This window comes from Candidatus Sysuiplasma acidicola (assembly GCA_019721035.1).
Classification (GTDB): domain Archaea; phylum Thermoplasmatota; class Thermoplasmata; order Sysuiplasmatales; family Sysuiplasmataceae; genus Sysuiplasma; species Sysuiplasma acidicola.
The window spans coordinates 39,408-61,749 of record JAHEAA010000002.1 but is presented as its reverse complement, the minus strand read 5'-3'; the positions used below and the strand labels follow the sequence as shown (position 1 = coordinate 61,749).

The following is a 22,342-nucleotide window of genomic DNA, read 5'->3' as shown; positions in this document are numbered from 1 at the left end:
GGATAGGCGGTTCAGCCGCATGATCATCGAGGCTGCCGCGAGCCGGCAGCTGCAGATTTCAGCTTCTCTTCGCAACAATTTTTATGACATCGCCATCTTTGATTTCGTAATCGTGTCCGACTGGTTTTTTTGTTCTCGCGTTGACTGCCGTTATGTAATTCCTGCCAATGTCAGTGTGGATCCTGTATGCAAGATCCTGCGGGCCGCTTCCCTTCCTCAGAAGGAATGCATCCGGAAGCACCATACCATCGTGGTTCGTAAGCGCATTCTCATCCTCGACCGGGTAAACAGAAACAAGCGAAAGTAGCTCGAACGCCGCCACTTCAAGTGCCCTCTGGACACCCGTATCACTGTGCGACAGGAAGGAACTTATCCGGCCCAGCGCGTTCTGCTGTTTTTCATTGAGTGATGAAGAGAGTATTTTGAAAGCGCTGTCACCCGGCCTGTATGCTATGGCCCCGGCCTTAGACGCACGTCTCAGGGCAAGTTCATACTCTGCAGCACATGGCACAATCTCATAACCGGAGGCTTCCCTGAGCCGCCTGATGTTCTCATCCGGTGCAATGTCGGCCTTGTTTGCCACTATAATCATTGGCTTGCTTATCTTCCTGATTGCATCGGAGAGCCTAAGCAGATCAGCGTCGGACCAGAGAGAAGGATCCGCACCAGGATTGGTGGCGCGCATGGCAGCTGATATGTCTCCCTGTGTGACTCCGAGCCCGCTGAGTCTCTCCTGGAGCATCGCCTCGACTTTCAGTCCTTCAAGATGTATCTTTTTCGCAGTCTTCTGAAAATTTTTATCCAGTATGCTCTTTATCCACATCGTCAGTTCACGCTCGAGGAAGCGGACGTCATCCACAGGATCCCTTGTCCCCACTGGTACCTGATTGCCGTCGGCGTCTGTTCCGCCGCTCGCATCGACAACATGTATGAGCGCATCGGCCTGTCTCAGCTCATCGAGAAATGCATTTCCGAGGCCCTTCCCTTTCCAGGCGTCCGGAACAAGACCCGCAACATCGAGGAGTTCCACTGGAATGAATCTGGTTCCGTCCACGCAGGATGCATTGTTGGGATTGCACTTTACGCCGAAATCCGCCTCCGGGCACCTGCCACGGACATATCCTATGCCGCGGTTCGCCTTTATTGTCGTGAACGGGTAAGGGGCCATCTCGACATTCGACTGTGTTGCGGCAGAAAAGAATGTGCTCTTGCCCACGTTCGGTTTTCCCACTATGCCTATCTGCATGGTGTTCAGACTTATCGGCATGCCTCTCTTATTGGTTTCGCAGCATCCTCGACGCGGCTGCATCAGTCAGCAGCCATGAAACAACCTTTTCAATTTTCGCCACAGTGAGTTCCTCAATCCGGCTTGAGCCGTATGGCATGGATTTCAGATCGAGCGTGCTATCAACCGGCAGCGCCTTTCGGAGTATGGATGCCATCATCTTCCTGCGCTGCGAGAACAGGATAGCGGCCGCCCTCTCGTACTCCGGCCACTTCTTTACGCCCTTTCTTTTCCTGAACAGCAGCACAGATGAGTCGACATCAGGCTGAGGGTAGAAGTGTGAATGGCCGACGTTAAACAGCAGCTTTACAGCATAGGATCGTTGCAGCACGGCCGCCATCCTTGAGTATTCAGCAGTGTACGGTGGGGCCACCACTCTTTCCGCCATTTCCCGCTGTATCATAAAGAGCCCCCTCTTCATGCCCGCGTCAGAGAGCCTGAATATGAGTTGGGAAGCAACAGAATATGGAAGATTCCCGACAGCAACATCGAAGCGCGGAAGTTCGACTTCCATGGCATCTCCGTGTATCACTTCGGCCCGGTTTGCAAGCAGTTGATTCAGGTGGAAGACCAGACGATCGTCCGTTTCGATGGCTATGACCTTACGCGCCACTTCGCATAGCCTCGTCGTGAGAACACCGAGACCCGGTCCTATCTCCAGAACTGTTTCCCTGCGCGTGATGGCGGCGGCAGCGATCTCCCTGTCTGCTATGTTGTCATCGGCGAGGAAGGTCTGACCAAGCTTTTTACGCGGATAGAGCCCGATTTCCATCAGAGACTGTCTTATTTCGCCTGCAGACAAGGGTGATTCACCTTCATCTGGCCACGAAAATCCTGTACTTCTGCTCGTGATTGGACAGTTCGTCTGTTATCCGTTTCGCAATTATCTTTGCAGGGCTGTGAACAGTAGGTACGCGCTGCTGCAGATCCGCAAAGTCCCTGAATTTCTCCTTTTTACGCTCCTCGATGATTGACCACATGCTCTTCTTTCCAAGACCCGGAAGCAGCTCCAGCGTGTGAAGCCTTGTGGTTATCGGCTGAGCTTCGTTGAAAAAACGTATGAATCTGGATTCGTTGTCCAGTACTATGCGCTCAAGCGTATGCGGGAGTTCTGACTGGCTGTTGGAGGTAAGCTCCTCAAAAGAAAGGCGTCTCTTGACATGCGCGATATGTTCCCTTTTGTCCATCTCTTTTCCGATGTACACCCTGTCGCCTGGTGACGTCACGACGCCGGGTCTCGGCACAAGTTCGAATAGCTTGAATTCCTCTGAGCCTATGGCATAACTGGTAGGCTCATGCTTGAAGCCCCTCTCTGATGGAGAGCCCTGTGGCAGATAATCAAGTATATAGGCGAAGTCTTCCAAGGTCAATCACCAGCCTACATATACTTTCGAACGGCTTCGATAATCTGTTCTATCTGCTTCTTTTCAGGCGTCAGGCGCTCTTTTGAAAAGATGAGTCTCACGTCCTCGGGCACTGACGGCAATAGATCTATAATCTTGACGATGTTCTGTTCGCTGCCAACACCTATTTCAGTGAGGTCTTTGTGAAGTTTCTTTGCAGAATCCACATCAAGCCTGGCGAATCTCTGCGCATGTTCGTACGCGACCTTCTGCTCCTGGGTAAGCTCTCTGTTTTTCTCTTCCTTCGACAGAAGCTGCTTTACCTCTGCGAGCGTCACGTAACGACCTGCCGACATGTAGTTCACTCAGCCTTGGTAAGATGAACGGCATCTGATAATATAATTTTCTGCTTTCCGCCGTCATATATGAGTATCTTGTAGGCGCGTCCCTGGATTCCAACGATCTTTCCCGTTCGTCCCTGGAACCTTATGTGAGGAGCACCGTCCTTGATGCTCGGCTCCACCTTTATTGAGACGCTGTCCCCTTCTTCAAATTTCCTTATAATCCTCGCGACTGGTGGTATGCCCCTCGTCCTCGGGCTCTTTCTGAGTATGTTCCTGGATCTCCTCCTGAGACCCTTTGATGCTTTTACCATGCGTCACCAGCTCCTGTTTCTATTTTCATCACATCCAACGAAATAACGGTGCAGCCCGTCCCAAGAGATTCGGATATGCTTGGCACAGTTCTGCCGCCATCTCCTGTCACGAACTCCTTTATATACGTTCCAGATTCGGCGATTATCTCGACCGAAGCAGTCTGACCATCATACTCTAACAGCCTGCATTCGACAATCGTCCTCATCCTCACAAGGTCGGCCCTACGATGAGCCACCCTCAGTGGTGTACGTTGTGAAAGGGTTGTTCCGCTAAGTCTGGAAAGCACCTCAACCAGTTTCTCTTTATTAACTTTGCCCAACGTGGTAAAACGTGCGACATATGCCTTGTGCGGCGCTGCAGCCTTCAGATTCCTTACTTCCTCGCGATTCGAAAACCTGAGATCGGAGACATGCACGATGCCCTCGCCTTCTATATTGATCTGTTCGCACAATATCGTCAGGCTGAACGATCTCCTGTGCGGTCTGTCCAGCTGTAGTATGAAGGGCCTGCCCTCTCCGAGCATAAGCGCATCTATGTCTTCTCTTCCCATGCCATGAAATGAATGTGATGCAGCGGAAGCAGTTCGCATGGCAGGAGCAGCAACTATTTCTTCAACGCTCGTCTCATACATACGCCCTTTGAAATCACAGTAACTGCATCCCTTTCCGTGACATTTCCTGCATGGCCACTTTGTCTGTGGGATGCCCCTGGCCAGCTTAGTATACCTCCCGTAGATGAAGAGCGGTGCCGGTTCCAGTTCGAATGCCAGGAAGGCAATATCTATAATGATCAGCATGTCCGGGTTCTCCAGCCGTGCCTCCTTACCAGTGGCCGATGCAATGAGCAGCCCGATGCGTCTGTTTATATCGACCTTTATCGATCGAGCAGGAACTATGCCGAAATCAGCGGCCACTTCCTGCTCCCTCGCGAGAAGACCGAATTCCACTTTAGTGCCGACCCAGAATGTGCTGAACTCCCACGCGGAGAGTTCAGCAAGCGGCAGCCTGGAAGCCGGTTCAAGCCTCTTGAGCAGCCCGCCACACACGGTGCAGCTGTCATCGTCTTCTGGCACGAGGCGGTAACCAGACGGAAGTGTCAATGCTGCATGCTCCTTCTCGTCCGACCGAATTCCAACAATCCTCAGGGCACACGCATCACAGATGCATCTTTCAGGATTCGGATCACCTGTCTTGACCCTTCCAATCGTCTGATTGAACGGAGGCGCGATCCTGCTGCTTCCCCTTTCCAGGTTCACTCACTCTCCCGCCATTCAGGCTCCCTGGAATAGGCCAGCTCTTTGATCTTCAATTCTCGTCTCCTGCCCTCGAGAAAATGAAAAACAGCTGAATGCTCGCTTCCCCTGAGCAGCATATCTATTCCCGATTTCGCAAGTTGGAGTTCCAGCTGATCGCCTATAATTCCTACCGTATCGCCGTGAACTGAGATCATCGTTTCGGTGAGATTCTCAATCATTTTTCTAGCCCTGCCATCCTTGCCTATGACTCTGCCTCTCATCCGCTGCAGCCTTTTCTTGCCGCCGCCGGCGTAATCTGATATGTCGACAATGTCGAAGAATATGTCTTCGCCAAGAAGACGTTCGGCTCTTTCGGGCGAAAAACCCCTTGATATTGCAGTCACGTATGACGATACTTTGAGTTCCATCACCGGATCCCTCGCAGCGCTGCCATCAACCTCCACATAGCCTTCCCCTGAGTCAATGTTGATTCGGACCCCCGTTTCCGACTCGATCCTCTTTTTCAACGCACCCTGTTTTCCAAGCAATACCCCTATACGCTCCTGCGGTACCCTAAGATACTGCAATTCTCTCACCGCCTGCCAGGCTGCGCATGATATCCTCCACCGCAATCACCTTCACATCCTTTGATCTGAAAAATCTGTTTATGTTGTCAACATCCCTTTTCAGATATTTCATGCACTCCGGGTGCCTTGTGGTGATGCCCTGACTGCAATCTATGACGTATGTACGCCCGTCAAAAACCATGACATTATATTGACTGAGATCGCAGTGAACAAGTTTCGCGTCCATGAATGCCCCTGAAACGAAGCTGAGCAATTCAGCGTAAAATATCTTTGCTTCATCTGAGGTTAAAGCATAATCCTTCAACAGGGGCGCAGGCCCGCTCTCATTCCCCAGGTAGGACATGACGAGGACGTTTCCACGATGAGCGACAGGGAACGGCACGAACAGGCCAGTGCTGTTGAGTCTCGACAGATTGACGAATTCTCGGTCCACCCAGGCGGTTATGGTTTTGCCAAAGTTGCCGGTTATCCCGCGGAATCGTTCATCGCCGGCGATATATGTTGACAGAGATCTGAAAGTTGCATTTGATATCCTGTACACTTTCATTGCAAGAGCCGAGCCGTTGGGTGCCGTGCACTTGAAAACACCGCCTTCCTTCCCGGTGGCTACTGGAAAGTCGACCGTATTGATGATGCCTGCCTTCATGAGCGAATAAATGTGCATGAGAGTACGGCTGTCGAAGAACTGATCGTAGACTTTTCTATCATCCGCTCCCTTGATACGCTTCTTGAGCGGTTCGAGCATCCTTTCGTACCTGTCTTCCTTGGCATTTACCATTGTCTCTGCACCCGGTTCGGACAGCGGCATCGCTTCCGGCAAACAGCCTATGCCGTCACCCGATGCCGCGTATGCCACATTGAAGAAAGACAGCCTCTTATAAGCATCATGTGAAAATGTTGATGCCGGATGGTATGAGATTCCTTCTGCTTAGATACGACGACTGAGTCTTGGTGTAACGGTACAGTATATCTGCTTTATCTTCCTGGAAATCCCACGGTTTGACTATGACCAGATCTCCTTCACGGATCCACATCTTCTTCTTGATCTTGCCGGGAATGCGTCCCATCCTTGCTTTTCCGTCGGCACACTGGACCTTTATCCGGGAACCTCCGAGTAGCTGATCGGCTACGGCCAGCATTTCGCCCTGCTTCCTCCTGGGAAGCGGGACACGCATATAATTGTCGGTGCCCTCCTCGCCCTCAACCACCGACTCCGCTCTGCTCTCGAATCTCGCCTGTCTTTCTCTGTTACTTTTAATGCTCAAATATTATCTCCGCTTTTCTGTTCGTCATTTTTAAGTAAGAGGGATACGATTAAAAAGGTTGTGCTTAAAAACAGGTCGTCACATTCGAAAAGAGCCGGCAACGAAGCAACGGGACGCATATTCGGCTGGGAAATAGAAACGGGATGAGAGTACAAATTGAAGGGCCAAAACGTTTATGGCCTGCCCTTTCAGCGCCGATTTTCCGTTTTTCCTTGCGGCCTTCATGCCATTGGACCGAATTCTGAACAGTGGATCAGAGCGTCAATGAACAGGCGCGGAGTCCGGTTCAAATCAGGCGCACGAGAAAATTCCGTATCGCGACACGCGTCTTGATTAAATACGCGAGTGCTGTTTGCTGGCTCATGCAGAAAATCAGGGGGATTCTGTGTATATGTGTGGTAATGTTCATGATCGCATCCCTGGTCCCTGCGTACGCACAACCGGGAAGTCACCAGGCCACAATGGAGGAAAGGATGGCACCCGCCGCCTCAACAACGGGAGCTTTCGCCCTTGTGTCGACATTTGCAAGGGGAACGACATACGGCAGCTATGGCTGGAATCTGCTGTCTGGAAGTGCCAGGCTTACCGACAGGCCAAATTATTATGGTGAAAATGTACTGAAAGTGAAATCAGGCAGTCTGCTCTCCGATTCAAAAGGAGTCGTTCAGGGTGACCAGCTTATTTCATTCCAGGTCGCCATCTATGCGGGCAATGGAATGGCTATGTTCGGTATTCAAGGCGCTTCAGGCAGTCAGGTAGCCGCCGTCGGGGTGAGCGGGACAGTTGTTTATGCAGGCCAGAGTTTCAACAGCCTCCGACCGGTGGCTGCGCCGATACCCCAGTCTGTATATCCTGACGGATGGGTATACGTTACGGCAATCGTTCTCAACACGAGCACGCCAACGTCGTATTCCTGGACAATGCAGTTGTTCGTTGATGGCTCAAGCTCGTACTTCTTTAACCTGAGCACTCCTGCCGCATACAGTTACACCGGCATAGAAATCGCAGTCGCAGGTTCGACTACATCATCGTCATACTTCACCGACATCGTCCTGACTAGCTACGAGATTCCCATAAACATACCGGGATACAACCCCATGGAAGGCTACGGGCAAGGGTCTGGCCTTCTGGTCAACATTCTGCCGGCCTTCACCGTTCTTCGTGCTAACATGGTTCTGAACAGCTGGAATGTGCCTGAAACAGGTGTGCTCAGCTTCCAGATTAACGCAATGAACTATTACGGCACCACGCGCTCCAGCTGCGTGGGTTTCTTCCAGCTGGGTGTCGATATCAATCCGAACGGATACATCTCTCCGTGGTATGTCCCGGGCGTCAACTGCATAGCTCACTACTTCCTTAACTCCAGCAATCCAAGCATCCAGCCGGGCTTTCCGACACCGGCAGGATCAGTGCTGACACTCAGCATCATAGACCAGCCGTCAAACAACAGCCTCTTTTTCCAGATTATCGACCAGAATGCTCCTGCCCAATACAAGTACTGGAATGCAACGATACCATACAACGGCACGGCGTTCTACAGCACGTATACGCAGCTTGAATTCCAGCCTTTCTCGAGCTATCCGATAAGCGACTACTACTTCAACGGAAGCCTTTACAACATCGAGTACGGAAGCACCGCTTCGTTGATACCGCTGAATGCAAGCTACATGATTCCGTTCATACTGAACGCTCCGCCGACTTGGAGTTTCGCATACTACAGCGACAGCACAGCAGGATACGTGCAGACGGGCTGAGCGAGGATCATCCGGCAAACCTTTTTCATCCGGTTTTTACGGTCTTGACTCATATGCGCCCTGTGGACGTTAGATGAGGCAGAATCGCGGAAACTCATTTCCGCTTTCTGGAGGAGAGCGCTATCGCCGACAGAAGCATGCCGCCTCCTCCAATTGTGTAAACGGTAACAGGCTCCGAGAGCAGTACTGTTCCGCCAATCACGCTTACAACCGGCACGAGATAGAGCTGTATCGAAAGCCTTGAGATGAGGCCACGGTCAAGCAGCATATAGAACAGCATATAGCCTACTACCGAGCTTAGCAAAGAAAGGTACAGTATAGCCATCCATCCAGCGGGCGGCATCGCCTGCACATGACTGAAGAAACTTGACGACAGAAGAGGAAGAAGCATGGCAGTTCCGGCAATGCCTGTCCATATCGTCAGCGGCCTGGCGCCGTACTTCGTTACAAGCGGTTTCGACAGAAGTGCATATACGGCAAATGAAAGCGCCGATCCTACCGCTTCCATCACCCCTATGATTGAATCGCTTCCGCCGCCTTCAGCTCCAAATGAGAGTATAAGAGCGCCCGAAAAGGCGAGTACCATTGCAAGCACCACTTCACGTCTGCGTTCTTCTCCGGTGAAGACATAGGAGAGGATGATCAGGAACACAGGACCCAGGGCAACAAGGAGGCCCGCGAGACCTGCGGATATTATTTTCTCCGAGAAATTCAGGGCGAGATTGTAACACACCACTAGAGTGAAGGCGACTATCAGGAATCTTGGAAGATCCCTGATGTTGAATCTTGTCTTCAGCCTGCCCGCCACAGGAGCGAGTGCGATAAATGCGGCACATGCTATAAGCCACCTCAGAAGCGTCATGTTCACCGGCGAAAGGTAGGTTTCCATCACTTTCAGCGCCACAAATGCCATTCCCCAGATTATACCCAGCAGAACGAGAAGAGAATACGCCTCGATTCTTTGCTTTCTGCCTGTCCGCGCCGTCCGAGCCGTAACAGCGGACGGCACCGTCAATTTCGCCTCCGCAGACAACCTAACCAGGGCTCCTTCGGTCACGTTCGTGCTCAAGCAGATAGCTCTTCCTTTCCGGACCGAGGGCATATCCCCCAATCTGCCCGTCTTTCCTTACGACCCTATGGCACGGAACGATGAGTGGAACCGGATTCGCCGCGCATGCGTTTGCAACCGCCCTGTGAGCGAGAGGCATGCCTATCATTTCCGCCACGTCGCTGTATGTTCGCGTCTCACCGTATGGTATGGTGAGCAGGGCAGCCCATACCCTCCGCTGGAAGTCCGTTCCTCCAATATCAACAGGCAAGTTCAGCAACTGACCATCGAAATAATCGAGAACAGCATTCAGGCGGTCCCTCACCTTCTCTGATCTGGTGACTTCTGCCTTCGGATATTCGTTGCGAAGTGTTGAAATCAACTGCTGCTCGCCGTCTGCTATGCTGACTGCACATATCCCGTGCTCTGTCTCCGCGACGAGCAGACGACCGAGTCTGCACTTTGCCGTCATATAGCGTATATGGACCCCCTCTCCTCCTTTCCTGTAGCATGACGGCGTCATGCCAAGCTTCGAAGTCGAATCGACATAAAGCCAGCTCTGAGAGTTATATCCTGACTTGTATATGGCAGCGGGAATCGGTTCTCCGTTTTTGAGATGCTTCTTCAGCAGGACTATGCGGCACTCCTCGATATATTTCCTTGGAGAGATGCCCATAATCTCCTTGAACATCTTCTGTATGGTGAACGGGCTCAATTTGAAATGCTTGCCCAGACTCGACAGAGACATCTCTGACGAAGCGTTCCTGCGAATATAATCGCACAATTTTTCAACCGTTTCACTCTTGTTCATCAATCAGCCCGCACCGCCCGTAAGTCGTTCCAAGCACAGCGCAGCACGCGACGAATCTCCGCACACATTTCTGCCGTAACAGTACATATTTCACATCCCCCAGCAATGCCCATATCATAGTTGTTTTGTCTGAATCTTGCTCCGCGGCCTGACGCAATCGGCGACCGGAAATGCGCAACTGAATAATCAATGTGATAACCAGATAGCATCCATTTTAACACGGACTGATCGATGGAAACGCCATGGCAAACCAAATAGCCTCCCCGAGATATTACTGCGCGACCTGTGGCACCGCCGAGGACCGTGGTACGACATACTGCCATGCCTGTGGATCCACCAGGTTTGTCGATTATCCACCCGCACGAATACGGCGACCGACTGGCGTCACGATCCTTGGAATACTCCAGGTACTTGCCGGAGCGGGATCGCTGATATTCTCATCGGCCATAGCGACGTTGCTTTCTGTCACGCCGTTTGGTGTGCTGGGTCTCGGCCTCATAGCCATTTCGCTGCTGGAAATAATATTCGGCGCTGCGCTGCTGACAGGGAGAAACTGGGCTCGCATACTGGTCATGATTCTCGCGGTGCTTGAACTCATCTCCTTCCCGCTCGGAACCGTCATAGGCATAGTGCTGCTCATATACCTGACAAGACCGCGCGTTGTGGCCTATTTCAAGCAGGCGGCATGAGCTGAAGCTTATTTACCCGCCCGGGACGAGAATCGCACGATGTCCATGTGGTTGCGTACAACCTTGCGCGCAGATGTACCTGCCGTATTGATGAACTTGAGTTCCGACCATGCATTGGTCGGCAGCAGGCGGCTCCCGCTGATTGTGCCGTTGAATATGAGATGGATGTCCCAGTGTTCCGGTCCCTCCGGCTTGAGTGAAGAACGATATGTCTCAGAAACAACGATTGGTTCCCTGAGTTTGAGTCCTGGCATTCCAAGCTGCTCGTCCAATATTCTTTCTGCAGCATCAGCCGGTGATTCGTGGACAATCAGGTGGGATGACGGCAGCATCCATCCGTCCTTGAACAATTCCACCCTCTTTTCGTCGAGTGCACCAATATTCTTCCAGTCTGCCGACGGATTGATTTTTCCGAAGAGCACATTCTTCTGTTTGCCGCGCTGTCTGATCACAACAAACACAGATATGCAGAACCCACCTTCTGGTATGTCCCTAGTGAGCACTGGATCATCCTTTACATCGCCGACAGTAGTAGACGCACCGCGGTTGAATCTGCAGAATTTTCTGTCTTTTGCCATGCAGGGGCAATTGTTTCCATGCATATATCGGCATTTGCCATATGAGAGGGAGCGGGCGCACCGATACGTGCTGCGAATGGACGTTCCCGATGAGGCGTCCTCCCCGGAGAACGCGACGGAGGAAGGATTACTCATATATATCTTGCCTGACTGTTGATGTTCCGTGGCAAAGACAGTCTGCGCTCATTGCGGTTACAAGAACAAGGGCTCGGTTGCAATTTGTTCCAATTGCGGTTACTATCTTCTCGACAGTCAGCTCGGGATATCGTCTTCCCTGCATTCCAGCAGCGTATCGGCACGCAATACGCAAACGACTGCGTATTCTCCGCCGGCCGGTACGTCTGCAGCAGAGGCGCTTTCGGGCTCGACAATCGAGATAAAAAGCAAGAAGGGATTGCACAGATGGTTGCCCACAATTGTATCGTTCGGCCCGTTCGCAGCTTTCGTACTGCTCGAGTACTTCGCCAAACTGCCTCCAATATATTTTATCCCGTTCCTCTTCGCGATAATGTTCCTGTCACCGATTGCAAGAAGAAATGCGATCGGAATTCGATTTTTCGCGAAGGGTTTCGGCGTGCGGAATGCGGGAAGAAATGAAGTTTTCTATTATAGCAACATAGAAAGCGTCAAGACTTCGACGATGCCTTCCGGTATGCAGTCGTTGAGCATGTCTTTAGCAGGAGCAAGCGCACCTGTCACGCTGGTGTTCGATTCCATGAACACATTCAGGATGACGGTGATGCAGCTGCGAAGAAGAAGGATAGAAATTACTGCAGAATAGGATTCTGCAGACAGGGCGCGGAAAGTAGTTGTATCCCTGCACGTCAATTCAGCGTTGTTTCCCTTCGGTCCGAAACCATCATGCTGAGAGTTCCTATCCGTGCACGGCAGAGAATCCCGGTTTGCCATCAAAGAGATAGAGGTTTTCCGTCTTGATGTTATCAAAACCCGCCTCTATTACACGCCTGAGCAGTTCTATCACCTGGATGGGTTGAACTGCTTCCTCTCCGTTTCCTGTAAACCTGCACCGCCAGTGATCCGTACAGAATGTTTCCGGCAATCCGTTCGGCCAGACCTTTATGCCACGATTCGTTATGATCTGCAGATGCAGAGGGCCGCCCGATATCTGACTGAGAGCTGTGCCGAGATCGTCCGGAGAGCCACGTTCCCAATCCAGAAATACATCGACACCTACCAGACGCTTCTCAGGCTTATTGTCCCGGTTCCCTGCCTGCCACAGATGCATGGACTGCGATGTGGCATAGGTTGCTGGCTTAAGCGTCACGGGCACTTCTCCCAGACGACTTATCACGGCCTCGGCAAATTCACTTGTACCGACCTTCTGTCTGCTGACACCTTCGGTGAATATGTCATAAGTGTGAATGCCATCCTCGATCGTCTTCAGCCATGCATTGTACACACGTGCTGCAACGTCCGGCTGACCGATGTGAGCCAGCATCATGACTCCAGCGAGCAGCAATCCTGACGGATTCGCAACATTCTGTCCGGCACGTCGTGGTGCAGAGCCGTGAATGGCCTCAAACATTGCGCACTGCTCTCCAATATTGGCAGAACCGGCCAGCCCGACAGATCCTGCGATTTGCGCAGCCACGTCCGACAGTATGTCGCCGTACAGATTCGGCATGACGATCACGTCAAAGTTTTCCGGACCGTCAGCAAGCTTGGCAGCACCGATATCGACAATCCACGTTTCATTCTTGATATCGGGATACTCGACGGCAATTTCGTCGAACACCTTGTGAAAAAGTCCGTCGGTAAGCTTCATGATGTTGTCCTTGACAAAACAAGTGACTTTTTTGCGCCCGTTAGCACGGGCATACTCAAACGCGTAACGAATAACCTTCTCTGACCCCGGTCTTGTTATGAGCTTGAGACACTGATACACCTGACTCGTCTGCCTGTGTTCAATCCCGCCATACAGGTCCTCTTCGTTTTCGCGAATAATGACAACATCCATTGTCGGATGCCTGGTTTGGACAAATGGGTGATAAGACACGCACGGGCGAACGTTTGCGTACAATCCCAGAGCCTTCCTCATAGTGACGTTAAGGCTTTTGTACCCACCTCCCTGTGGAGTGGTTATCGGTGCCTTGAGAAATACCTTGGTGCGTCGCAGAGAATCCCATACACTTGGCTCTATTCCTGTTTCCACGCCACGCAGGTACACCTTTTCACCAATCTCAACAATCTCGGTTTCGATGTTCGCGCCGGCAGCTTGAATCACATCCAGTGTTGCCTTCATTATTTCCGGGCCAATGCCGTCCCCATATGCTACTGAGATCGAAGTTCGTTGCGTCATGTTATCATTCTTCATTCAGCTTGCTCGCCTGTTAAACTCCTTCTTCTTCATGAAACCTTGTCTGCCAAAGAGATGCACGAGCCAAAGACCACAGATGAACGATTCCACTCCATGGAGAGGACGCAGAGTTGCATGCGTCCCGGCACACAACTCCTGATTCCTGCGACATAATGCCTTTCCATTTTCTCGGACTTTTGATACAGGAGCGCGGAACTATCCTAAGTAATGAACGTCTACGGCGAGGTCGGAAAACTTTACAAGCTGAATACTCCCAGGAGGGGTGGAATTGTGGCTAAGAACGGCATACTGCCTTTTCTCCTCTTTGCTCTACAGCAGGTGAAAAGATTAAGACATGATTTGGTGCAACAATCAGTGATCTTGTTTGGTCGGGCATGAGGTCGAGTTCCAGTTGCATTCTCTTCAGATTGATGTGTGCTAACAGAAAGGTTACAAACAGCGAGCGGGTCATGAACATTGAACGGCAGCAGTCAACCGTGAATCGGCCCGAGTGCGTTGCCGGTATCCGGGTCAGGATTTCTTACCATCATGCACGTCGGATTCACAATCTACGCCCACGGGTTCCATGTGTATGGTGAGATTGCAGTTCTGAAGCACAGCCATCAATTCCGCTTCTATTCTGTCGGATATGTCATGGGCCTCAAGCAATGTGATCGAGAGCGGGAACGTAAGATGAAAATCAACAAACCGTACGTTGCCTGCCTTTCTGGTTCGCAGCATGTGGTAACCGCATGTATCAGAATATCGCAGCAGAATTTCCCTGATACGTTCCTCCTCGGAGTCAGATATTTTAACATCCACAAGCGGTCCGCCGGACTCGCGCAGCAATGACAGGCCGGAGAAGCCCATTATTATCGCGATCATAAATGCAGTAGCTGTATCAAAAAAGATGTTGCCGGTCAGTTGAACCAGGAGGAGTGCGACGATTACGCCGACAGATGCCAGCGCATCTGTCGCGATATGAGCATAGTCCACCCTCAGCGCTATTGAATCAGCTCTCTTCGATGCGTTGCGTACCGGCAAGGCGACAGAGAAATCCACCACGGCGGACACAATCATGACCGCGATGGCAATCCACATATCGGTTATTCGGTAACCCACGGCTATCCGCCCCAGAGCCTCTGCTACAATAACGACGCCGGCACCAAGCAACAGAATAGATTCGAAGACACCCGAGACATTTTCAAACTTTTGGTGCCCGAATCTGTGGTGGAAGTCTGCGGGTTTCGATGCAGCGCGGACAGAAACAGCAGTCGAAAGAGATGCAGCAACATCGGTGAATGAATGAATTCCATCGCTGAATACTGCCGCGGAGCCGGTCATGATCCCCACAGCAATCTTGGAAACCGAGAGCGCACTGTTGCTTATCAGTGACAGGGTGGCGGCTCTGTTTTTTTCCAAACCGGTTACCAGGTTTAAGAGTGATGTGCTCCGTCTTAAAAGCTCTGCGCACAAATTCAATTTTTACAGCCATATGTCACTATTCAAGTGGCTCAACCGACAGCCCAGGGTTCAGAATCCTTCAGAAAACGTCGAGCGCGATAACACGCGCCATTGAGCCGCTGGCGTTCTGAAGTTTCAGCGGCAGTGCGGCTATCAGATATTTTTTGCCTTCGGTGAGCGCCTCCAGATTCGTAAGGTCTTCCAGGAATACCTTTCCCCTTGACAGGAGAGCCCTGTGGACATCGAACTTTGAATGCGCGAATGGGTCCATGCTAAGCGTGTCGATTCCAAGAACGTTGATGCCGTGATCTACGATAAACTCGACTGTGTCGAGCGAGAGGCCCGGGAAATCATACAAAAATTCCTTTGTGAAACCCCTCTTTTTGCTCCATCCTGTGTTGAAAAGAATCGTCCTTCCGTCATACTCAGGCTTCCATTTGGCCCTCATATCAGATACGGTTATCTCCGTGCCTTTCGGGGTGAACTTCAGGCAATAGCCCTCGCTCACCAGCGTCTTGAGTTCTATCTTATCCACTGTTTTTCCCTTTTCATCAAAATGATAAGGCGCGTCTACATGTGTGCCTGTATGCGTGCCCGCGGAAATCGTTTCGAAATTGTAACCATCTCTGCTCAAGACTCCGACCGGCGAGATTACAGGCAATGGAGAGGTGGGCCATATAGGCATGTGCGTGCGAACTTCATTTGTAAGGTCAACGATGCCCTTTATTTCCATGTTGTAGAGTATGCCTGATTAGATAATTGTTGGTTTCGTTGGCAATCTCCCCGACTGAGCTCCGTTCATAATCGCTCAGACGATAACCTGTTTGTTTTAGGTGTATTATCCTGGAAGCCTTAGATCGACCAGAATTATGACCGCCATTATCCGCCATCAATCTGATTGAAGCCTTATACCGGTGTCTCTTCATAAGGATGTTGCGCAGGGTATGCTACTTTCAGAATGTGCAGAAACAACCGCCGAAAGGTTCTTCAGAATCGCGCTGGGACTGCCGTCCGCCGTCATCCGCCAGACTGTTGCAATGAGTAGAGCACCGACGCTTAACATCTGGTTGAGTTCATATTAAAAAGTCCACCTCTCATCGCATCGCTGATACTGCACGTCTAAATCTGGTCGGCATCCACTCTCTTTACCCGTGCAGGCAACACCATCTGGACAGTATCTCAAGGAAAGTATGCTGTATTGTCCCGAACATGTCCCACCCTGTCCGGCACACTCGAAGATTGGCCAATTTATTAGTATGGTCACAATTATGAGTTTGCGGGAACAGCATGGCACGCATTGCAAATAATCTTTCTCTTGACATAATTGAGGAAACGTCCAGGAAAGCCAGAGCGAACAACGGCTCGATACCCATAGAGAAAGAGGTCGTCGGTACATTCAGCCTCATCGGAAGTCCGATGTTCACAGCCACGCTCCACACAGATTACTCTGATTTTTTGGTCAGCTGTGACGAGCCTTCACCGCTGGGAGGAAAGGGCGTCAGACCCTCACCTCTTGCCTACATGCTGTATGGCGTGCTTGCATGCTATACATCCACGCTAGCAATACAGTGTGCCGTGGACGGAATCGAACTCAAAGAACTGAAGGTTAAAGGCACACTGTCGTATGATATCGGACCGATTGTGGTCGAAAACGACATACCCATCATTAAGAAACTCAAGATAGAAGTCATCGCCGACAGGGACATAAGAACGCAGGTGTCGGCCGCAAGAAAGAGATGCCCGGCAGTGTTTGCGGTCGAACATCCGATTGAGACGGAGATTCTCGAGGTCTGATCATAAATCCTACTTTCTCATGTATGCGTCGTCCCCGTTTATCCAGTCCAGCCGTATAGGACTGAATATGTCCACGTCGTATGTGTCCTCGAGCGCAACAGCCGCATGCTCCACCATGGAAGGAATCTTGAGAACTTCATTTGCGATGACCGTCAGTTTCTTGCCATCTATCGTGAACTCCAAGGCACCGCTAATGATCCATGTAAGCTGCTCGCTTTCGTGTTTGTGTGCGGGGACCACTGCCCCCTTTTTGAGAAAAATCCTTGCCACCATTGCCTTTTCCCCGTAAACCATCTGCCTTGTTATCATGTCTGAGAGTGTGTCCTGCTTCACGCCATCCCAGGAGACTTTTTCCAGCTTAACAACCAAGCCCATACCACCGTTCTGTAACAACTTGATTCATCATAACATCAAAACGGAAATTTAATTATTCCCCTGTCGATCTGAATGTTTGCTCCTGTGATGTCTGAAGATTCTTTAGAGCCTATAAATGCCATCTGCTGTCCCAGATCCTCCGGCTCACCGAAACGCTTCATATGAATGCTTTGCCTGATTGTGGCTCACTGTAGATACTATTGCATTCTTACCAGAAATTCCGCTCATTACTAATCATCTGCATCCGAACGCGTGACTTACTCCCAGGTTGACGATGAAAATTCGCCATAAAATCGGAACATTAGTGCCACCATTACGGGTTATGCGAACACCGAGCTCCATACGCATTTCAGGGTTCGGTTCCGTCACCGCCCATGCTTGACAGTAGAAGCATATTGGGCCATAAAGCGTTTCAGTTTCAACACTTTTTCCTAAATAGAGCAGATTCGCAGCTCACAATATTAAAAAAGCTGTAAAGTTACAAGGATAACAGATAACGTGGTAGCATACCCCTCAGACCTACATCGTAAAGCTGCGGAAAAATTCGTCGAATTGTTCAGCGTAAATCAGCATGTGGAATCAATTTTGTTAGTTGGTTCCTGTGCCAGAGGCAGAGCCACCACAGATTCGTGCGTCGATATAACAATCCTGCTAGATGACATGGCACATGCTTCGCATCTTGAAAAGGAAGTAGGAGAAGCCTGCATGAATGTGCGTGAATTAAAAGAACTGGAAGGTGCGGGCAGATTTTCACACCTTGACCTTAACTTAACCGACGGCAAGTTACTGCCGGTGAAACGCGGCTGGACATCAGGTCCTGACAATTTTGAACTGGAGATAGGAAACACATTTGTTTATTCACATCTCCTTTATGACAGGCGCGGCAGATTCGAGGCATTGGGCAACGTCTTTCTGCCCTACTACGACGAAACACTCAGAAAGCGTAGACTTGCGGAAGTGAAACGATATATGTTCAACAATCTGGAGCATATCCCTCTCTATGAGGGGAGAGGATTACACTTTCAGTGCCTCGAAAGGCTTCTTAACGCGTCAAGGGAGTATCTACAGGCTCTGTTCATAAGCAGAAAAACTTATCCCATCGCATATGACAAATGGATTAAAGAGCAGATGGTTGAAATCCTTGACATGCCTGAAGCATATATCGAACTGACTTCGTTATTTCAGATAGGCAATTTGGAGAGCGATGAGCTGGTCCAAAAGGCAACGTTGCTCCGTTCAATGGCCGAACGAGACATATTGCAGTAGAGATGCGGCATGACTGACGGGGCGTATTTGCGTATCAATTCTTGAAAAAGATATGAAAAAGCATAGATTATTCTATTTCCAGTACCTATGTCCTGATGCGGGATAACAGAGCGTGCGACATCGACGCGCACGTGCCCTGTGCGCCGTGGTCGGGGGTACAGTCCCTGAAGATAATCAAGGAGCGGTTCAAATGGCAGTTTGTGAATTGTGCGGAAATGAAGTTGGTAAGGTTGTCAGAGCAAGAGTTGAGAACGCAACCATGCTGCTCGGACCGGAGTGCATGAGATTCGGCAAACTGGTGGAAACACCCACACGTAGAAATCAAATCGTTAGTTCCACATCTAAGTCATACAGGACAGTTTCTATCAGCCCTGCGGCAGGCTCATTGAAACCCAAAACGGCAAAAAAAGATGAACCGGATCCGCTCAGCGAGGGCGCCGGCGAACTTGCGAGAGACTATTCAAAAAGGATACTGGGAGCGAGAACTGCCATGGGACTGAATCAGGAGGAACTTGCGGCAAAGCTGAACGAGAAGCGAAGCGTGATAAGGGAGTTGGAATCGGGCAAACTGACACCGAGTGATGCACTCGTGAGAAAGCTGGAGAAACAGTTGAAGATCAAGCTCATCGAGAATGCCAAATTTGATTACAAACTGCCCGCGGCAAAGAAGAGAGAGTTGACACTCGGCGATTTTCTCGAACAATGAGTTAACAGGGCGATCGGAACGTAATCACTGCTTTGCATGTCCGTAGTTACGGCGCATCTCATCCAGCGCGAGTTCCGCATACTCGGACATGTCGAGATGTTCCTTCAGGCCCACAAGCACTGCTGCAGCGGCTGTTTCCAGATTCAATTCCTTGCGCACTCGGTTGACTCTCGCCATAGCCTCACTCTTGCTCAGCCTGAGACTGGATGCAATGGCCTCAACAATTTCAGCGGCAGCGTCTCCTGGTTCCTCTGCGATGGTTAGCGGAGGTGTGATGACCTGCTTTATATCCTTTGAATTGATGTCAAAAGAAGGGCATATTCCGCCTTCCTTCTGCAGTATGAGTCCTGCCCGCTTCGCGTTTCGGAGAAAAACCGCAGCCCTGTCTGGCGGGAACCATCGCAGCTCCATCGATGCGGCAAAAACAAATTCCTCCTCGGTGATAGTCTTTTTGCCTTTTCTTCTGAAAATTGCAGAAACGGCAGTCTTCAGGGCCTGAATATCAGCCATCTTTATCCTCCAGCTCACTGATAGATGCTATACGTCCCTGCACTTTAGTCATTAGAGCCGGGAACTCTCTTGAAAGTTGAGACAGCGAGTCTATCGACTCGCCCGTTCTAATCCAGAGATTCATATCTGCTTTGCCTATGAACTCACTTAAACCCTCAATCTTGTCAGGTGAAAGTATGAAACCCGAATAACCCATATTAAAAAGATCGCGCATTCTGAAAAGGGACTGTTCCGAAAAACCCGCATCCTTCACCCCATCGGTATGTTCAAAATCAGCATCTATAACAACGCTATCAGTTATTCTGATTGCCGTTTCGAACTCCGCCATTGTGAAATGGCCACGGCCGACAACTATCTCTTCAGCCCCAGCGACAATGGGGTCGATTAAATTATCGGCGCGTCTGAAACCGCCTTCATACCACACCGTTATTTCTGCTGAAAGATCCTGAATCATATCTAGCTGATGCTTATTGCGGCGTCTTCCATCCATATCGTGAATCAATATTTTATCGCCCGTGCCATGCAATGAATCGACAACGTCGAAAGGGTCTATACGCTCCCCATCTGTAATAACGTAGCCGCCGGAAACGTCAACTTCTATGATTCGCTGCCCGCTCATTCGGAAGTGGAGATGCAAGTGGTAATAAATATCTTGCATTGAGACCCCTGTATGCAATAGAGCTCTGCCGTTGCTCAGAAATTTGCCACCCTTTACACGGTCATATTGACTTGGCGGCATGCGCGCGGAATCTCTGAAGCACCAATTGCCTGCACGCAAAGAATCCTTGAACCATCAAAGATGTGATTCGGTAGCTCGCGTGAAAGCGGAAGCAGAGAGGTCGTGATTGGATGGAAGATGCGGCAGACCTGAAAGCTGATAGAAAAGTATATATAGAAATGCAAACATAAGCAGTTATAAACAGAGGCGATTAAAAGCATGATGGCAGGTCAAGGCAATCAGATACCGATTTTGATATTGAGAGAAGGAACGAAGAGAGAAAAGGGCAAGGACGCCCAGTCCAACAACATAAATGCAGCCATGGCAATTGCAAACGCAGTGAAGACGACACTCGGTCCGCGCGGCATGGACAAAATGCTCGTTGACGGCATGGGAGATGTCGTGATAACCAATGACGGTGTGACAATACTCAAGGAGATGGAAATCGAGCATCCGGCCGCAAAAATGATTGTTGAAGTCGCAAAGACACAGGATTCTGAATGCGGCGATGGAACCACAACGGCCGTAATTCTCGCAGGGGAACTGCTGAAGAACGCACAGCAGCTCATCTCATCCAACGTGCATCCAACTGTCGTCACAAGAGGATACAAAGACGCCGCGAACAGATGCATGGATTACCTTGACAGTGTGTCCATCAAAATTTCGCCAGGAGACAAAGAAACGCTCCAGGAAATAGCCGCCACAGCTATGAGTTCGAAGGGAGTTGCAGGTGTAAGGGAGCAGCTGGCAAAAATTGCAGTCGATGCGGTCACCAGCGTAGCGGAATTGGTCGACGGCAGTTATCACGTCGATGATGACGACATACAGCTTGTCAAGAAGCAGGGAGGGGGAATTGGAGACACGATGCTCCTTAACGGCATAATCATCGACAAGGAGCCGGTACACAGCGCTATGCCAAGAACCGTCAAGAATGCCAAAATTGCCGTTATTGACGCCGCCCTGGAAATAAAGAAAACAGAACTTGATTCCAAGATTGAGATCACGGATCCTTCACAGCTTCGCGGATTCCTGGACGAGGAAGAGGGGATGCTCAAGTCTATGGTTGAAAGCATAAAGAAAGCAGGAGCCAACACAGTGTTCTGTCAGAAGGGTATAGATGATATTGTTCAACACTTCCTTGCCAAAGAGGGCATATTCGCGGTGAGAAGGGTTAAGAAATCAGACATGGAGAAACTGGCCAAGGCCACCGGCGCGAATATTGTAACCAGATTGAACGACCTGAGTGCAAACGATCTGGGGCATGCGGCAACTGTCGAGGCGCGCAAGATACAGGATGATGAACTTACATTCGTCACAGGGTGCAAGAATCCCAAGTCCGTTTCAGTGCTGCTGAGAGGAGGGAGCGAGCACGTGGTTGATGAGCTGGAGAGATCGCTCATCGATGCCATCAGTGTAGTTGCCCTCGCAGTGGAGGACGGGAAAATGGTCGCCGGCGGAGGAGCAACAGCCATAGAACTTTCGCAGAAACTCAGTGATTATGCAACGTCTGTAGGAGGAAGAGAACAGATGGCCATTGAAGCTTTTGCAAATGCACTTGAAGTCATACCAACGGCCCTGGCAGAAAATGCAGGCATGGACACTATCGACATACTGATTGAGCTCAGGAGCAGCCACAAGGCGGGCAACAAGTATCACGGAGTGGATGTACTCAAAGGCAGGGTAGCTGACATGCGCAAGGAAAAGGTACTTGAGCCTCTGAGAGTGGGCAGACAGGCTATCCAGTCGGCCGCCGATGCGGCGTCGATGATACTGCGCATAGATGATGTAATATCTGTAAAATCTTCCGCACCAGGAGGAAAGACTCCTCCTGGCGGGTACGGCGAAGGTGGAGACGAGGACTGAGCGCAACAATCTTCAGGTCAGCAACGTGCCGTGGATGAACAGGGATTCCATAAAATTAATAACAGAGCAGGTGCAAACG

26 protein-coding genes are annotated in these 22,342 nt (G+C 50.6%); 7 read left to right on the top strand and 19 right to left on the bottom strand.

The genetic code is table 11. From position 1 onward, the window contains the following. Window positions 1–58: 58 nt before the first annotated feature. From KIS30_01260 to eif1A, 9 genes are read right to left on the bottom strand one after another with little or no spacing between them, the layout of a single operon-like run. Window positions 59–1,246 (bottom strand): redox-regulated ATPase YchF, encoded by a 1,188-nt coding sequence (locus KIS30_01260; protein MBX8645377.1) that lies wholly within the window; start codon window positions 1,244–1,246, stop codon window positions 59–61. Between the two features lie 28 nt (window positions 1,247–1,274). Further along, window positions 1,275–2,087, bottom strand: coding sequence for a ribosomal RNA small subunit methyltransferase A (gene rsmA, locus KIS30_01255; GenBank protein MBX8645376.1), 813 nt, complete (start codon window positions 2,085–2,087; stop codon window positions 1,275–1,277). Between the two features lie 13 nt (window positions 2,088–2,100). Then, on the bottom strand, window positions 2,101–2,649 hold the full coding sequence (locus KIS30_01250) for a DUF655 domain-containing protein (GenBank protein MBX8645375.1): 549 nt from the start codon (window positions 2,647–2,649) through the stop codon (window positions 2,101–2,103). 14 nt (window positions 2,650–2,663) lie between these two features. Continuing rightward, window positions 2,664–2,993, bottom strand: coding sequence for an RNA polymerase Rpb4 family protein (locus KIS30_01245; GenBank protein ID MBX8645374.1), 330 nt, complete (start codon window positions 2,991–2,993; stop codon window positions 2,664–2,666). Continuing rightward, window positions 2,990–3,283 carry a 50S ribosomal protein L21e gene (locus KIS30_01240; protein ID MBX8645373.1) on the bottom strand — a complete coding sequence of 98 codons (294 nt, stop codon included), beginning with the start codon at window positions 3,281–3,283 and terminating at the stop codon, window positions 2,990–2,992. The genes KIS30_01245 and KIS30_01240 overlap by 4 nt, the downstream gene beginning before the upstream one ends. Continuing rightward, complete coding sequence (locus KIS30_01235) at window positions 3,277–4,539, bottom strand: tRNA pseudouridine(54/55) synthase Pus10 (GenBank protein MBX8645372.1); 1,263 nt, start codon at window positions 4,537–4,539, stop codon at window positions 3,277–3,279. The genes KIS30_01240 and KIS30_01235 overlap by 7 nt, the downstream gene beginning before the upstream one ends. Continuing rightward, window positions 4,536–5,114, bottom strand: a complete 579-nt coding sequence (locus KIS30_01230) for a KH domain-containing protein (protein ID MBX8645371.1) — start codon at window positions 5,112–5,114, stop codon at window positions 4,536–4,538. Before KIS30_01230 ends, KIS30_01235 begins: the two co-directional genes overlap by 4 nt. Continuing rightward, window positions 5,092–5,961, bottom strand: a complete 870-nt coding sequence (locus tag KIS30_01225) for a serine protein kinase RIO (GenBank protein MBX8645370.1) — start codon at window positions 5,959–5,961, stop codon at window positions 5,092–5,094. Before KIS30_01225 ends, KIS30_01230 begins: the two co-directional genes overlap by 23 nt. A 28-nt stretch (window positions 5,962–5,989) precedes the next feature. Continuing rightward, window positions 5,990–6,313, bottom strand: coding sequence for a translation initiation factor eIF-1A (gene eif1A / locus KIS30_01220; protein ID MBX8645369.1), 324 nt, complete (start codon window positions 6,311–6,313; stop codon window positions 5,990–5,992). Window positions 6,314–6,777: 464 nt separating this feature from the next. On the opposite strand from eif1A, the gene KIS30_01215 reads away from it, so the two are divergent. Continuing rightward, window positions 6,778–8,124 carry a hypothetical protein gene (locus tag KIS30_01215; GenBank protein MBX8645368.1) on the top strand — a complete coding sequence of 449 codons (1,347 nt, stop codon included), beginning with the start codon at window positions 6,778–6,780 and terminating at the stop codon, window positions 8,122–8,124. A 94-nt stretch (window positions 8,125–8,218) separates the two neighbouring features. Here KIS30_01215 and KIS30_01210 read toward each other — a convergent pair whose 3' ends face one another. Next, window positions 8,219–9,193 carry a DMT family transporter gene (locus KIS30_01210; protein ID MBX8645367.1) on the bottom strand — a complete coding sequence of 325 codons (975 nt, stop codon included), beginning with the start codon at window positions 9,191–9,193 and terminating at the stop codon, window positions 8,219–8,221. Beyond that, window positions 9,159–9,986 (bottom strand): methylated-DNA--[protein]-cysteine S-methyltransferase, encoded by an 828-nt coding sequence (locus tag KIS30_01205; GenBank protein MBX8645366.1) that lies wholly within the window; start codon window positions 9,984–9,986, stop codon window positions 9,159–9,161. Before KIS30_01205 ends, KIS30_01210 begins: the two co-directional genes overlap by 35 nt. A 239-nt stretch (window positions 9,987–10,225) precedes the next feature. On the opposite strand from KIS30_01205, the gene KIS30_01200 reads away from it, so the two are divergent. After that, window positions 10,226–10,672 (top strand): hypothetical protein, encoded by a 447-nt coding sequence (locus tag KIS30_01200; GenBank protein MBX8645365.1) that lies wholly within the window; start codon window positions 10,226–10,228, stop codon window positions 10,670–10,672. An 8-nt stretch (window positions 10,673–10,680) separates the two neighbouring features. On the opposite strand, the gene KIS30_01195 is transcribed toward KIS30_01200, so the two are convergent. Beyond that, window positions 10,681–11,250 (bottom strand): hypothetical protein, encoded by a 570-nt coding sequence (locus KIS30_01195; protein ID MBX8645364.1) that lies wholly within the window; start codon window positions 11,248–11,250, stop codon window positions 10,681–10,683. 163 nt (window positions 11,251–11,413) lie between these two features. On the opposite strand from KIS30_01195, the gene KIS30_01190 reads away from it, so the two are divergent. Next, window positions 11,414–12,031, top strand: a complete 618-nt coding sequence (locus tag KIS30_01190) for a hypothetical protein (GenBank protein MBX8645363.1) — start codon at window positions 11,414–11,416, stop codon at window positions 12,029–12,031. Window positions 12,032–12,124: 93 nt separating this feature from the next. On the opposite strand, the gene KIS30_01185 is transcribed toward KIS30_01190, so the two are convergent. The 3 genes from KIS30_01185 to KIS30_01175 all read right to left on the bottom strand — a co-directional run bounded on the left by KIS30_01185 (window position 12,125) and on the right by KIS30_01175 (window position 15,764). Then, the gene (locus tag KIS30_01185) at window positions 12,125–13,570 is read right to left on the bottom strand and encodes an NADP-dependent isocitrate dehydrogenase (GenBank protein ID MBX8645362.1); all 1,446 of its coding nucleotides are present in this window, start codon (window positions 13,568–13,570) and stop codon (window positions 12,125–12,127) included. A gap of 528 nt (window positions 13,571–14,098) precedes the next feature. After that, window positions 14,099–14,989 (bottom strand): cation diffusion facilitator family transporter, encoded by an 891-nt coding sequence (locus KIS30_01180; protein MBX8645361.1) that lies wholly within the window; start codon window positions 14,987–14,989, stop codon window positions 14,099–14,101. Between the two features lie 121 nt (window positions 14,990–15,110). Further along, a complete protein-coding gene (locus KIS30_01175) occupies window positions 15,111–15,764 on the bottom strand; it encodes a cyclase family protein (GenBank protein ID MBX8645360.1) in 654 nt (217 codons plus the stop codon). Window positions 15,765–16,318: 554 nt separating this feature from the next. On the opposite strand from KIS30_01175, the gene KIS30_01170 reads away from it, so the two are divergent. Beyond that, on the top strand, window positions 16,319–16,825 hold the full coding sequence (locus KIS30_01170) for an OsmC family protein (protein MBX8645359.1): 507 nt from the start codon (window positions 16,319–16,321) through the stop codon (window positions 16,823–16,825). A gap of 9 nt (window positions 16,826–16,834) precedes the next feature. On the opposite strand, the gene KIS30_01165 is transcribed toward KIS30_01170, so the two are convergent. Beyond that, entirely contained in the window at window positions 16,835–17,200 is a 366-nt protein-coding gene (locus tag KIS30_01165) for a cupin domain-containing protein (protein ID MBX8645358.1), read from the bottom strand. Between the two features lie 35 nt (window positions 17,201–17,235). Then, window positions 17,236–17,361, bottom strand: a complete 126-nt coding sequence (locus KIS30_01160) for a hypothetical protein (GenBank protein ID MBX8645357.1) — start codon at window positions 17,359–17,361, stop codon at window positions 17,236–17,238. Between the two features lie 391 nt (window positions 17,362–17,752). On the opposite strand from KIS30_01160, the gene KIS30_01155 reads away from it, so the two are divergent. Further along, the gene (locus tag KIS30_01155) at window positions 17,753–18,466 is read left to right on the top strand and encodes a hypothetical protein (protein MBX8645356.1); all 714 of its coding nucleotides are present in this window, start codon (window positions 17,753–17,755) and stop codon (window positions 18,464–18,466) included. A gap of 190 nt (window positions 18,467–18,656) precedes the next feature. After that, complete coding sequence (locus KIS30_01150) at window positions 18,657–19,172, top strand: TIGR00270 family protein (GenBank protein ID MBX8645355.1); 516 nt, start codon at window positions 18,657–18,659, stop codon at window positions 19,170–19,172. Between the two features lie 24 nt (window positions 19,173–19,196). On the opposite strand, the gene KIS30_01145 is transcribed toward KIS30_01150, so the two are convergent. Continuing rightward, complete coding sequence (locus KIS30_01145) at window positions 19,197–19,682, bottom strand: DUF2240 family protein (protein MBX8645354.1); 486 nt, start codon at window positions 19,680–19,682, stop codon at window positions 19,197–19,199. After that, window positions 19,675–20,301 (bottom strand): hypothetical protein, encoded by a 627-nt coding sequence (locus KIS30_01140; protein MBX8645353.1) that lies wholly within the window; start codon window positions 20,299–20,301, stop codon window positions 19,675–19,677. Before KIS30_01140 ends, KIS30_01145 begins: the two co-directional genes overlap by 8 nt. A 318-nt stretch (window positions 20,302–20,619) precedes the next feature. Between KIS30_01140 and KIS30_01135 the strand changes: the two genes are divergently transcribed. Next, on the top strand, window positions 20,620–22,263 hold the full coding sequence (locus KIS30_01135) for a TCP-1/cpn60 chaperonin family protein (GenBank protein ID MBX8645352.1): 1,644 nt from the start codon (window positions 20,620–20,622) through the stop codon (window positions 22,261–22,263). Window positions 22,264–22,342: the final 79 nt, after the last annotated feature.

Coding starts and splice junctions, on each gene's coding strand:
- KIS30_01260 (MBX8645377.1), bottom strand. CDS start 1,246: ATGCAGATAGGCATAGTGGGAAAACCGAACGTGGGCAAGAGCACATTC.
- KIS30_01240 (MBX8645373.1), bottom strand. CDS start 3,283: ATGGTAAAAGCATCAAAGGGTCTCAGGAGGAGATCCAGGAACATACTC.
- KIS30_01215 (MBX8645368.1), top strand. CDS start 6,778: ATGATCGCATCCCTGGTCCCTGCGTACGCACAACCGGGAAGTCACCAG.
- KIS30_01200 (MBX8645365.1), top strand. CDS start 10,226: ATGGCAAACCAAATAGCCTCCCCGAGATATTACTGCGCGACCTGTGGC.
- KIS30_01195 (MBX8645364.1), bottom strand. CDS start 11,250: ATGGCAAAAGACAGAAAATTCTGCAGATTCAACCGCGGTGCGTCTACT.
- KIS30_01185 (MBX8645362.1), bottom strand. CDS start 13,570: ATGACGCAACGAACTTCGATCTCAGTAGCATATGGGGACGGCATTGGC.
- KIS30_01175 (MBX8645360.1), bottom strand. CDS start 15,764: ATGGAAATAAAGGGCATCGTTGACCTTACAAATGAAGTTCGCACGCAC.
- KIS30_01170 (MBX8645359.1), top strand. CDS start 16,319: ATGGCACGCATTGCAAATAATCTTTCTCTTGACATAATTGAGGAAACG.
- KIS30_01165 (MBX8645358.1), bottom strand. CDS start 17,200: ATGGGCTTGGTTGTTAAGCTGGAAAAAGTCTCCTGGGATGGCGTGAAG.
- KIS30_01160 (MBX8645357.1), bottom strand. CDS start 17,361: ATGAAGCGTTTCGGTGAGCCGGAGGATCTGGGACAGCAGATGGCATTT.
- KIS30_01150 (MBX8645355.1), top strand. CDS start 18,657: ATGGCAGTTTGTGAATTGTGCGGAAATGAAGTTGGTAAGGTTGTCAGA.
- KIS30_01145 (MBX8645354.1), bottom strand. CDS start 19,682: ATGGCTGATATTCAGGCCCTGAAGACTGCCGTTTCTGCAATTTTCAGA.
- KIS30_01140 (MBX8645353.1), bottom strand. CDS start 20,301: ATGAGCGGGCAGCGAATCATAGAAGTTGACGTTTCCGGCGGCTACGTT.
- KIS30_01135 (MBX8645352.1), top strand. CDS start 20,620: ATGATGGCAGGTCAAGGCAATCAGATACCGATTTTGATATTGAGAGAA.